The 12,931-nt window shown below is 42.0% G+C and carries 9 protein-coding genes; 7 read left to right on the top strand and 2 right to left on the bottom strand.

The features are described 5' to 3' along the window. The first annotated feature begins 37 nt into the window (after positions 1 to 37). From cydD to gyrB, 7 genes are all read left to right on the top strand, one after another. Positions 38 to 1,804 carry a heme ABC transporter permease/ATP-binding protein CydD gene (gene cydD, locus ACJ7Z2_RS09030; RefSeq protein ID WP_409500074.1) on the top strand — a complete coding sequence of 589 codons (1,767 nt, stop codon included), beginning with the start codon at positions 38 to 40 and terminating at the stop codon, positions 1,802 to 1,804. After that, the gene (cydC, locus tag ACJ7Z2_RS09025) at positions 1,804 to 3,468 is read left to right on the top strand and encodes a heme ABC transporter ATP-binding protein/permease CydC (protein WP_409500073.1); all 1,665 of its coding nucleotides are present in this window, start codon (positions 1,804 to 1,806) and stop codon (positions 3,466 to 3,468) included. Before cydD ends, cydC begins: the two co-directional genes overlap by 1 nt. Before the next feature lie 132 nt (positions 3,469 to 3,600). After that, complete coding sequence (gene hflD / locus ACJ7Z2_RS09020; RefSeq protein ID WP_409500072.1) at positions 3,601 to 4,230, top strand: high frequency lysogenization protein HflD; 630 nt, start codon at positions 3,601 to 3,603, stop codon at positions 4,228 to 4,230. Between the two features lie 33 nt (positions 4,231 to 4,263). After that, complete coding sequence (gene purB / locus ACJ7Z2_RS09015) at positions 4,264 to 5,631, top strand: adenylosuccinate lyase (protein ID WP_409500071.1); 1,368 nt, start codon at positions 4,264 to 4,266, stop codon at positions 5,629 to 5,631. A gap of 66 nt (positions 5,632 to 5,697) precedes the next feature. Next, entirely contained in the window at positions 5,698 to 6,459 is a 762-nt protein-coding gene (locus ACJ7Z2_RS09010; protein ID WP_006248096.1) for a DeoR/GlpR family transcriptional regulator, read from the top strand. Beyond that, positions 6,452 to 7,327, top strand: a complete 876-nt coding sequence (gene ubiA / locus ACJ7Z2_RS09005; RefSeq protein ID WP_409500070.1) for a 4-hydroxybenzoate octaprenyltransferase — start codon at positions 6,452 to 6,454, stop codon at positions 7,325 to 7,327. The genes ACJ7Z2_RS09010 and ubiA overlap by 8 nt, the downstream gene beginning before the upstream one ends. A gap of 187 nt (positions 7,328 to 7,514) precedes the next feature. Next, positions 7,515 to 9,947 (top strand): DNA topoisomerase (ATP-hydrolyzing) subunit B, encoded by a 2,433-nt coding sequence (gyrB, locus tag ACJ7Z2_RS09000; RefSeq protein WP_409500069.1) that lies wholly within the window; start codon positions 7,515 to 7,517, stop codon positions 9,945 to 9,947. Between the two features lie 52 nt (positions 9,948 to 9,999). Here gyrB and cmoB read toward each other — a convergent pair whose 3' ends face one another. Both cmoB and ycaO read right to left on the bottom strand, forming a co-directional pair. Next, positions 10,000 to 10,962 carry a tRNA 5-methoxyuridine(34)/uridine 5-oxyacetic acid(34) synthase CmoB gene (gene cmoB, locus ACJ7Z2_RS08995; RefSeq protein ID WP_409500068.1) on the bottom strand — a complete coding sequence of 321 codons (963 nt, stop codon included), beginning with the start codon at positions 10,960 to 10,962 and terminating at the stop codon, positions 10,000 to 10,002. A gap of 94 nt (positions 10,963 to 11,056) precedes the next feature. Then, positions 11,057 to 12,820, bottom strand: coding sequence for a 30S ribosomal protein S12 methylthiotransferase accessory factor YcaO (ycaO, locus tag ACJ7Z2_RS08990; protein ID WP_409500067.1), 1,764 nt, complete (start codon positions 12,818 to 12,820; stop codon positions 11,057 to 11,059). Positions 12,821 to 12,931 lie beyond the last annotated feature (111 nt).

Below are 12,931 nucleotides of genomic sequence, written 5' to 3'. Positions count from 1 at the left end.
TACAAGCGGTTGAAAAAACAAAAAAATTGACAAAATTATGGAAAAACAACGCCAACGCGAATTACAAAAATGGCTTAAAAGTGAGCAAAAAGTCATCAAAAAATATATGCACTTAAACATACTGTTAGGGAGTTTCAGTAGTTTATGTATGATTGGACAGATGTGGCTGATTGCCACAATGTTAGACAAAATGATTATCGGAAAGCAGTCACCGAATAGCTTTCTGGTTGAAATTATGCTCTTATTCTGTTGTTTTGCTGCCAGAGCATTCTTCATTTTTCTGCGTGAGCGTGTCGGTTTCAAAGCGGGGCAAACCTTGCGTTTACATCTTCGCCGCCAAATTCTAGCCAAAATGGAAGCAGTCGGGTCGATGAGCATTCAACAAAAACCGGCGGGCAGCTGGGCAACCTTAATGCTTGAGCAGGTGGAAAATCTACATAATTTCTACGCACGCTATTTGCCACAGCAATTTTTATCGCTGATAGTGCCATTACTGATCCTCTGTTTTGTATTCCCGATTAACTGGGCAGCAGGGGCTATTTTATTTGCAACAATGCCATTATTACCTTTATTTATGATTTTAGCCGGAATGAAAGCAGTGGAGGCAAATCAGCGTAATATCGGCATTCTTTCCCGTATTAGCGGACAGTTCTTAGATAAATTAAAAGGTTTAGAAACCATTCGCTTATTTGGGCAAGCGGAAAAGCAGACTGAACAAATCTACCAAAGCACCGAAGATTTCCGAATCAGTACGATGGACGTACTAAAAATGGCGTTTTTATCCTCTGCGGTATTGGAGTTTTTCACGGCGGTATCGATTGCGGTGACGGCGGTCTATTTTGGCTTTATTTTTTTAGGTGAGCTGGATTTTGGCTATTATGGTACGGGCGTGACCTTGTTTATCGGCTTCTTTTGTCTAATGATGGCACCTGAGTTTTACCAACCGATGCGTGAACTTGGGGTATTTTATCACGACAAGGCAGCAGCGATTAGTGCCGCAGATAATATCGAAACTTTCTTAAAAGAAAAGGTGAAAACGCAAGGTGGCAATTTGCAAAAAAATGTTGAAAATCAACCGCTTGTGATTCAAGCCAAAGATTGCGTGATCTTCTCACCACAAGGCAAAGCCTTAACCCAAGCGTTAAATTTCGAGTTGAATGCACACCAACATATCGCTTTGGTTGGGCAAAGTGGTGCAGGAAAAAGTTCATTAATGAATATGTTACTTGGTTTCTTGCCTTATGAAGGATCGGTTACGATTAACGGCACCGAACTGCGAGATTTAAATTTAAGCCAATGGCGAGCGAAATTAGCGTGGGTAGGGCAAAATCCGCAATTAATGCGTGGCAGTTTGAAAGAGAATATTTTAATAGGCAACCCTAATGCGACAGATTCTGAATTAGCCAAGGCATTACGGCTTTCAAAAGCCGATGAATTTGTGGCACGTTTAGGGCAGGATCACCAAGTGCAAGATAGCAATATCGGTATTTCGGGCGGACAAGCTCAGCGGATTGCGATTGCACGAGCGTTGCTTCGCCCCTACGAATTATTACTGTTAGATGAACCTACCGCCAGCTTGGATATGGATTCGGAACAGCAAGTGTTAGCCGCTCTGCATAATCTCAGCCGAGAGCAAACCACGCTAATGATTACCCATCGAGTGGAAGATTTAACCCAATGCGATGAAATTTGGGTGATGAAACAAGGGCAAATCATTCAGAAAGGTCGTTTCACTGAATTAGAGCACACCAGCTTTTTTGCGGAATTATTACATAATGAATTAGTGCATCAGGGAGAAATCTAATGAAATCGTTGTTCCCGTTTTTTGCTCTCTACCAAACCCATTTGGGGCGACTATTATTAGGTGTTATGCTGGCAATTTTAGGATTAGCGGCAAGTATCGGTTTGCTCAGCCTTTCCAGTTGGTTTTTAGCCGCCTCATTTCTAGCCGGCAATGCGCTTATTTTTAACTTTTTCTACCCTTCATCGGGGGTGAGAGGATTGGCAGTAGGGCGGACAATTTCACGTTACTTTGAACGTTTAGTCACCCACGATGCGACTTTTCGGGTATTGGCAAATTTGCGTGTTAGCGTCTTTAAAAAATTGATCCCACTGAGTCCAAGCGGGCTAAATCGCTTTAGAAACAGTGAATTGTTAAACCGCTTGGTGGCAGATGTGGATACGTTAGACACCCTATATCTGAATTTAGTCTCGCCTTTTATCAGTGCAGTGATGATTATTGCATTTATGGCAATCGGGCTTTCTTTTGTTTCCGTGCCATTAATGCTGATCATTTGCGGCACACTATTGGTATTGCTTGCCGTTATTCCTACCGTATTTTATCGATTAGGTTTGAAATTAGGGCGTAATGCAATACAAAGCCGAGCAAATTACCGCAGCCAATTTATTGAGTGGGTACAGTTAAATGCAGAATTTTTGCTCTTTGGCAACTTGAACCAAATGAGCGAAAAATTACAGCAAACTGAACGCCAATGGCTGAACGCTCAAAGCAAAGAAAGCCGATTATCCGGCTTATCAAATAGCTTGATAATGTTATCCAACGGCATTTTGACTTGTGTGGTGATCTATTTGGTTTCAACTTCGATTAATGTGCCCACTGCAAAATACCCTGAAGCCTTAATTGCGTTAGTGATTTTTTGCGTAATGGCATCGGCGGAGATTCTTTCCCCGATTGGTATCGCCTTTTTGCATTTAGGGCAAGTGATTACCGCCGCCGAGCGGATTAGTGAAATTACCGAACAACAGCCTAATGTAACATTTGGTAGCAAGGCAGAATGGCAAAATTTTAGCCAAAATCAACCGCTTGTACGCTTTGAAAACGTGAGCTTTGCTTATTACAGCGAGCAAAACGTACTAAATAATCTTTCCTTTGAGGTATTAAAAGGGCAGAAAGTGGCAATCTTAGGTAAAACGGGTAGCGGAAAATCGACCATATTCCAACTGTTAAACCGCAACTACGACCCTACAAGCGGTCAAATTTGGCTGAATAATTGTAAAATTGACGAATATTCAGAGCCGATGTTACGCTCAAAATTAGTTACCTTAAGCCAACGAGTGCATATTTTTAGCCAAACGTTGCGAGATAATTTATTGATGGGGAATGCTCAAGCCACAGACGAACAAATGCAAGAAGTAGTAAGAAAAGTAGGCTTAGGGCATTTGCTTGAAACAGACGGCTTGAATTTATGGTTAGGCGAGGGCGGCAGACCGCTTTCTGGTGGCGAACAACGCCGTTTAGGGCTTGCCCGTTTGCTCCTGAGTTCTGCTGAATTAGTTTTACTTGATGAGCCGACAGAAGGGTTGGACAGAGAAACCGAACAGCAAATTTTAAACCTGATTTTGACTCACTGCCGAGAACGCACCTTAATTATGATTACTCACCGCCAAAGCGGATTGGATAAATTCGATCTGGTTTATCGAATGGATAATGGGCGATTGGTAGGGTAGTTTTTGCAGCAAACTGCGTATTAATGAAAAGGCATTTATTTTTCAATAGAATAAATGCCTTTTGCCATTCAAAAGAAGCTGAAAAAATGCTATATTCCCCACTAATTTTTTATCATACTGAATTTTACAGAGATGACGGATTACCACGATATTACCCTTGCTTATGCCGGAGTGTGCCAAGCAGCGACGTTAGTACAACAATTTGCACATAAAGGCACGGCAGACAGAGAGGCTTTTAAGTGTGCTTTAGAAAGCCTGTTAATCACTCAGCCGGAATCAACGTTAAGTGTATTTGGCGATGATCTTTCCCATTTAAAAATGGGTTTAGAAACCGCATTAGCTCAAACCGGCGGCGGTAACGGTAAATTAGATACCGAAGTCGGTCGTTATTGGATAAGCTTGCTCGCCCTTAGTCAAAAACTCAATAAAAACCCTGAAGCAAAACAACAGTTAGCTCAGCGTTTACAGCAAGTGGAACGCCAGTTAGCTCTGTATGAAGATAATGTGATGGCAGATCAAATGATTGCCAATTTAGCCGCTATTTATAGCGATATTATCAGCCCGTTAGGCACGAAAATTCACGTGATAGGAATGCAGGATTACTTGGTTCGCCCGGATATTCAAAATAAAATTCGAGCCTCGCTACTAGCCGGTATTCGAGCCGGTATTTTGTGGCAGCAAGTCGGCGGAAGCCGTTGGCAATTTTTATTTTCACGCAAGAAAATTTTTAACCAAGCACAGAAATTTTATCGTCAAATCTAACCGAACATTTACCTATTTGGAGAATATAAAACAATGGAACTTACCGCTTTAACTGCGTTATCCCCGATTGATGGACGTTATCAAGACAAAGTTGCGAGCCTTCGTCCGATTTTTAGTGAATTTGGCTTATTAAAATTCCGTGTGACGGTGGAAGTTCGCTGGTTACAAAAATTGGCATCGCATACACAAATTAATGAAGTTCCAGTGTTTTCTGAAAAAGCAAACGATTACCTAAACCAAATTGTGGCTGATTTTTCGTTAGAAGATGCCAATCGGATTAAAACGATTGAACGTACCACCAACCACGATGTAAAAGCGGTGGAGTATTTCCTAAAAGAGAAATGTGAAGCGTTGCCTGAATTACAAGCGGTGAATGAATTTATTCATTTTGCGTGTACTTCTGAAGATATCAATAATACTTCGCACGCTTTAATGCTTAAAACCGCTCGTGAAGAAGTGTTATTACCTGAATGGAAAAAAGTGATTGATGCAGTAGCCGAGCTGGCGAAACGTTACCAACATATTCCGTTGCTTTCTCGCACACACGGTCAGCCGGCAAGCCCGACAACAATGGGCAAAGAGATGGCAAATGTTGCATATCGTTTACAACGCCAATATAAACAGTTAGAAAATTTAGACATTCTAGCCAAAATCAATGGGGCAGTGGGCAACTATAATGCACATTTATCGGCATATCCGGAGATTGATTGGCACACTTTCAGCCAAGAATTTGTGGAATCGTTAGGTGTGATGTGGAACCCATACACCACCCAAATTGAACCGCACGATTATATTGCGGAGTTCTTTGATTGCGTAGCTCGTTTTAATACGATTTTAATTGATTTTGATCGTGATATGTGGGGCTACATTGCCTTAAATCACTTCAAACAACGTACTATTGCCGGTGAAATCGGCTCAAGCACAATGCCACATAAAGTGAACCCGATTGATTTTGAAAACTCCGAAGGCAATCTTGGCTTGGCAAATGCGGTAATGGCTCATTTGGGGCAAAAATTGCCGATTTCCCGCTGGCAGCGTGATTTAACCGATTCCACGGTCTTACGTAATTTAGGCGTAGGCTTAGGTTATGCCTTGATTGCTTATGCGGCAACTTTAAAAGGCATCAGTAAATTAGAAGTGAATGAGCAGCACTTGCGTGATGAACTCAACCAAAACTGGGAAGTATTGGCAGAGCCAATTCAAACTGTTATGCGTCGTTATGGCATTGAAAAACCGTATGAAAAACTTAAAGAGCTGACTCGAGGCAAACGGGTTGATGAAACCGCAATGCGTGAGTTTATCGATAAGTTGGAAATTCCGGAAAATGAAAAAAATCGTTTGAAAGAGATGACACCGGCAAGCTATATCGGCTATGCGGTTGAACTTGTTGATAAATTGTAAAATTTAACTGAAAAAAGACCGCTTGCAAGCGGTCTTTTTCTGCAAATTATTTGCAAAAGAGGAAATATGAAACAGGCAAACAGACACAAAAAGATCATCGAGCTGGTTAATCAGCTTGGCTATGTGAGTACCGAGCAATTAGTGGCTGAATTGAATGTGAGTCCGCAAACCATTCGCCGTGATCTGAATGAAATGGCAGAAAATAATCTGATTCGCCGTCATCACGGTGGGGCAGCTGCTCCTTCCAATACGGAGAATAGTGATTACACCCACCGCAAGCAATTTTTCTCACACGAGAAAAATGCGATTGCCCAACAGGTGGCAAAACTGATTCCAAATGGAGCATCATTATTTTTAGATATTGGCACGACTTCAGAAGCAGTGGCATTAGCCTTACTTTCGCATAAAAATTTAAAAGTAGTTACCAATAATTTAAATGCGGCTCATATTCTGATGCAAAATGAAGATTGCCAAATTACGGTAGCAGGCGGAGGACTAAGAAGTGATGGCGGGCTAATCGGAGAAGAAACGGTTCGCTTTATTAACCAATTCCGTTTGGACTTTGGGATTTTAGGCATTAGTGCGGTGGATATGGACGGCTCTATGCTCGATTACGATTACCACGAAGTGCAGGTAAAGCGTGCATTGATGGAATGTTCCCGACAAGTGGTTTTAGTGACCGATCATTCAAAGTTTACCCGTACAGCTATTGCACGTTTAGGAAATGTTAAAGAAGTAAATTATTTGTTTACAGATCAAGATTTACCGTTAGAATTACAAACTCATTTAAGCCAATCGGACGTTATCGTCAAAATTTGTAATGAATAACGAAACTCTTTTTTCTAAACAAAAATGGATTGCCTACGCCCAGTTAATGCGTTTCGATAAACCCATCGGCACGTTATTATTATTACACCCCACACTATGGGCGTTATTTATTGCCGCAGAGGGAATGCCGCCTGTTGCGATTTTAGTTATTTTTACCCTTGGGGTAATCGTTATGCGTGCGGCAGGTTGTGTGATTAATGATTATGCCGACAGAGAGATTGACGGACACGTTAAACGCACCTCTCAACGCCCGCTAGCTACCGGCAGAGTGACTACCACAGAGGCAAAAGTGATTTTTGCAATCTTGCTATTGTTCGCCTTTCTGCTCGATTTAATGCTCAACCGATACGCTTTTTTACTTTCATTTGTTGCGGTATTTTTGGCAGTCATTTACCCCTTTATGAAGCGTTTTACCCACTTGCCACAAGTGGTGCTTGGAATGGCATTTGGCTGGTCGATTCCAATGGCATTTGGTGCGGTAACGGAAGCCCTTCCACTTGAATGCTGGCTGCTTTTTTTTGCCAATCTGGCGTGGACAGTCGCTTACGACACCCAATATGCTATGGTGGATCGTGATGATGATTTGCGAATTGGAGTTAAATCCACCGCGATTTTATTCGCTCAATACGATAATAAAATTATTGCGTTATTACAGTTTATCACCTTGATTTTATTGGGATTATTGGGCGTGGTAAAAGATTATCACATCGGCTATTTTGTCGTATTAGCCTTAAGTGCCACGCTGTTTATCTACCAATGCTGGCTGACTAAAAAACGAGAACGCAGCGAATGCTTTAAAGCGTTTCTAAATAACCACTATTTCGGTTTAGGTGTGTTCGTGGCGATTTTAGTCGGGATTTATTTCTGATGACGGTAGGGGCTAAAGATATTTAGCCCCTATTTTTTTATCTATGGTTTTTATCTACAAGCGGTGAAATTTATCGGGAAATTTGCAAATTCTAACGGAAATTTAACCGCTTGTTTGACGATACTTTTACGCATTTTTCTGCTATAATCGGCACAATTTTTTCGATTTCAAATTAGTAGGAATAAGAATGTCTGAACAAACTCAACCAACAAGTTATGATTCTTCCAGTATTAAGGTGTTACGTGGCTTAGATGCGGTGCGTAAACGCCCGGGAATGTATATCGGCGATACCGATGACGGTACGGGCTTACACCATATGGTGTTTGAAGTGGTTGATAATGCGATTGACGAAGCATTAGCCGGGCATTGTAAAGACATTATTGTCACGATTCATTCTGATAACTCGGTTTCTGTGCAAGATGACGGTCGCGGGATTCCGGTGGGAATTCACCCGGAAGAAGGCGTTTCGGCAGCAGAAGTCATTATGACCGTTCTTCACGCAGGTGGTAAATTTGACGATAACTCCTATAAGGTTTCCGGCGGTTTGCACGGCGTGGGCGTATCGGTAGTGAATGCACTTTCCTCTAAATTACAACTTACCATTCGCCGTGAAGGACACGTTCACGAGCAATTCTATAGCTTAGGTGAGCCTGATGCACCTTTAGCGATTATCGGCAATACCGAAAAAACGGGGACATCGGTTCGCTTCTGGCCAAGTTTGGATATTTTCAAAAATAAAACCGAATTTGAATATAAAATTCTGTCTAAACGCTTGCGTGAGCTATCATTTTTGAACTCAGGTGTTTCGATTAAATTAATTGATGAGCGAGACGGCAAAGAAGAGCATTTTAAATATGAGGGCGGTATTAAAGCCTATGTTGAGTATTTAAACGAAGGCAAAACTCATATTCACAATACGCCATTCTATTTGACCACTGAGAAAGACGGCATTGGCGTAGAAATTTCCCTACAGTGGAATGACAGCTATAATGAAAATGTGTACTGCTTTACCAATAACATTCCACAACGTGATGGTGGTACGCACTTAGCTGGTTTCCGTGGGGCATTAACCCGTGCGTTGAAAAACTATATGGATAACAGCGGGGTACTGAAAAAAGCCGATGCGAACATTGATGCCTCAGGTGATGATGCCCGTGAAGGTTTAGTAGCGGTGATTTCGGTGAAAGTGCCGGATCCGAAATTCTCCTCACAAACCAAAGATAAATTGGTGTCGTCAGAAGTGCGTGGAGCAGTGGAAAGCTCAATGAATGAGGCTTTATCCGACTATTTAGCCGAAAATCCGGACGATGCAAAAAATATCGTTACCAAAATTATTGATGCAGCCCGTGCAAGAGAAGCAGCTCGTAAAGCCCGTGAAATGACCCGCCGTAAAGGGGCGTTAGATTTAGGTGGCTTACCGGGTAAATTAGCGGATTGTCAGGAAAAAGATCCAGCATTATCAGAGCTGTACTTGGTGGAGGGGGACTCTGCCGGTGGCTCGGCAAAACAAGGACGTGATCGCAAAAACCAAGCGATTCTGCCGTTAAAAGGGAAAATTCTGAACGTGGAAAAAGCCCGCTTTGACAAAATGCTTTCTTCACAAGAAGTAGCAACCTTGATTACCGCTTTAGGCACAGGCATCGGGCGTGATGATTATAATTTGGAAAAATTGCGTTACCATAAAATCATTATTATGACCGATGCGGACGTGGACGGTGCGCATATTCGTACGCTTTTATTAACTTTCTTCTACCGTCAAATGCCGGAGCTGATTGAAAACGGCTACATTTATATTGCACAGCCACCGCTTTATAAAGTGAAAAAAGGCAAGCAAGAGCGTTATATTCAAGATAACGATGAAATGTCGCAATATGAAATTGATATTGCATTAGAAGGTGCAGGCTTATATGTGAGTGAAGATGCTCCAGCTTTAAGTGGCGTAGCGTTAGAGAACTTAATTGCCCAATATAACGGCGTACAAAAATTAATTGAACGTTTAAGCCGTCGTTACCCAACATTATTGCTTAACGAATTAATTTATTCAAAACCGCTTTCGGTGGAATTTGCAAAAAATCAAGCAAATATGACCGCTTGGAGCGAGCAATTTGTCGCTACATTGATGGCAAAAGAGGTGGGCGGCAGTTTCTACCGCATTAATACGCTATTTAATGAAGAACGTCAAATTTATGAGCCGGAAATTATTGTGACTACACACGGTATGGACAGCACCTATCGCTTAGATTACAACTTTATCAACGGTAATGAATACGCTCGTATTGTGGCATTAGGCAACGAGCTGAACGATTTACTCTCTGATTCCGCCTATGTAGTGCGTGGAGAACGTCGCCAAGAAATCAGCAGTTTTGCGGAAGCATTAGATTGGTTGGTGAAAGAGTCTCGTAAAGGCTTAACGATTCAACGCTATAAAGGGTTAGGTGAGATGAACCCGGAACAATTATGGGAGACCACGATGGATCCGGTGGCCCGCAAAATGCTACAGGTGAATATTACCGATGCGATTGCGGCAGATAAACTTTTCAGCACGCTGATGGGCGATGAAGTTGAACCTCGCCGAGATTTCATTGAAACTAACGCCTTATATGCACAGTTAGATATTTAGTTAAAAAATCCGCATTTGATATGCGGATTTTTTATTCTCTTAAACTAGCATTTTAAGCATTCGCTAAAATAACCGCCCGTTTGGGAGCAGGGTAGCCCTCAATGGTTTTGCTGTGATCAAGCGGGTCGAGAAAGTCCACCAAACTTTCATTTTCCAACCAATCGGTTTTTCGCTGTTCTTCGAGTGTCGTAATTGCCTCATCAACACAACGCACGTTTTTAAACCCGACTTTTTCCAGCCAATTAATGAGTGCAGCAACAGAAGGAATAAAATAGATATTTTTCATTTTCGCATAGCGATCAGCCGGCACTAAAACATCATTAATATCGCCATCAATCACCAGCGTTTCTAACACCAATTCACCGCCTCTGACTAATTGGGCTTTGAGTTGGGAAAGATGGTCAAGTGGCGATTTGCGATGATAAAGTACGCCCATTGAAAATACGGTATCAAAAGCAGCAAGCGGTTGCATTTGCTCAATACCAAGCGGAATCAGATTAGCCCGTCTATCATTCCCTAAGAGTTTCCGCACTGCCTCAAATTGGCACAGGAACAGCTCGGTTGGGTCAATGCCCACCACCAGTTTTGCTCCTTCGCCCACCATTCGCCACATATGATAACCGCTACCACAACCAACGTCTAAAATCGTTCTGCCTGCAAGTGGAGCAAGGTGGGGTAAAACACGATCCCATTTGAAGTCTGAACGCCATTCAGTATCAATATGAATGCCGTGTAAGTGATAAGGGCCTTTACGCCACGGCATAAGCTGTTTTAAGTGGTGGGTAATTTGCTTGATTTCGCCCTCAGATAAAGGCTTGCTTGGAATAGACTCAACCTTGTCTTTTAGATTGATACAAGAGGTCGAATTTGGTAAAAAATCTGCAACTTTTGCCCATTTAGCATAGTCAGCATGGGTGGTTTTTTCCCATTGTTTTAGTTGCAACGGAAGGGTTTCCAGCCAAGCTGAAAGAGGCGAGGTGGCAATTTGTTGATAAAAAGGACGGAAGTCGATCATTTTTAAAATGTATTTGTAGGACGGGCAGTGTTCCTGCCCGAAAGATGTCAATAAAAACGGATAGGCTCAGAGCCTATCCCTAATAAAGGCTAAATTATCTCGCAATCGGATTTACTTTCGCTTTTTGCACTTTGCGATAAGCGTTCAGTAATTTCTGATGTGCAGTCATATTTTCAAGCGATTCGTCCGATGCAGTTAAACCGTGGAACGGGTTACCGCCTTGGATTGCACCCCAAGCAGCTTCAACCGCTTGTTTACCGTACATTTTTTCAAATACCATGCGATATTGTTCTGCCTCACGCTCTTCATCTAAGAACAACTCAATCGATTGGATTAAGCAGCGGTAATAATTGTTACGTTCTGCTGAGAATACGCTTGCATTCATATTTGCTGCCCAGTTTGCCCAATCTAGCGCTTGCTCTAAGTTACCTAAAGCTAAATGCAGCATCGATTTAAGCTCACCGATACGCAATGTTTGCATTGCAGAGCCTTTCTCTGCCACCACGCCAATAAATTCACGCACACGGGTTAAATCATCAATGCTTTGCTCATCTAATTCATCAAGCAGTTCTTGGTAAGTTTCAGCATCGTGATGGAAATGTGGCAAATCTAATAAGATTTCACGCCAATCCATACCCATATTGTTATTGGCATAGACCAAATCATCGCTTGGATAGATATTCGACATACCCGGTGCAAGAATACGGCAAGCGTACACGCCTAAATGCTCATAATCCATAATATACACAGGCTGATTATGCTTGTTGAAAATCGCCATCATATTATTAAATTCTTGCTCCGTTGTGCCGGAGAAATCCCAATGTACGAACGGATAATCCGCATCACGTTTGAAAAGATCCCACGAAATTAGACCGCTTGAATCAATAAAGTGTGTCTCAAGGTTCGCATGATCTGCCACATCTTCATTATTAAATGAAGGCGGCGCAAACACATCTAAATCTTTTAAGCTACGGCCCTGTAATAGTTCGGTTACAGTACGCTCGAACGCAACTTGGAAATTCGGGTGAGCACCGAAAGAGGCAAAACAAGTACCGTTTTGCGGATTTAATAAAATCACGCAAATAACCGGAAATTCTCCGCCTAATGACGCGTCATAGCATAAAATTGGGAAGCCTTCTTGCTCTAGTTTTTCGATAGAGGCTTTGATTGTCGGATAACCGTCAATCACACTTTGCGGAATTTCCGGCAAGCTGATTGCCTCAGTAATAATACGGTTTTTGACAAAACGCTCGAACACTTCGGATAAGCCCTGCACTCGAGCTTCGTTTTTTGTATTGCCTGCCGACATACCGTTTGAAACAAATAAGTTGCCGATAATACTTTGCGGAATGTAAACCGTTTCATTGTCAGATTGGCGAACGTAAGGTAGGGTAACAATCCCACGCTCATAATTCCCTGATTGCAAATCAACCAATAATTCCGGTGTGATTTCACCATTCGGATCAAAATATTCCCATAAAAACTCGTCCATCATCTCCATTGGGGGGATGGCTTCATCATCAATCGGGAACCATTTTTCGGTTGGATAATGTACAAATTCACTATTAGCAATTTCTTGGCCTAAATAAAAATCTGCCCAGAAATAGTTGGTAGATAAACGCTCAAAATACTCACCTAATGCTGAGGCAAGGGCTGCTTTTTTGCTGGCTCCTTTGCCGTTAGAGAAACATTGCGGGCAGTCTGCATCACGAATATGCACCGACCACACATTCGGCACAGGGTTTAACCAAGAGGCTTCTTCAATATTAAAACCTAAGGTTTTTAATTTATGCTGAAAGGTCGCAATGCTGTCTTCAAGTGCAGCATCTTTACCGGTAATAAAAGTTTGTTCTGACATTATAATACCTTTAACTTGTCGTAAAAATGGCAACATTCTAGCAAAAATCCCCATAGATAAGTAAATTTTTTGTGAAATTTCTGCTGAAAGAACAGAGTTCACAACTTAGAA

The sequence above is a fragment of the Mannheimia glucosida genome, from assembly GCF_046267875.1.
In the GTDB taxonomy this organism is placed as follows: Bacteria; Pseudomonadota; Gammaproteobacteria; order Enterobacterales; family Pasteurellaceae; genus Mannheimia; species Mannheimia glucosida.
The sequence above is the reverse complement of the archived record's forward strand: the minus strand, read 5'-3'. Positions and strand labels throughout refer to the sequence as shown.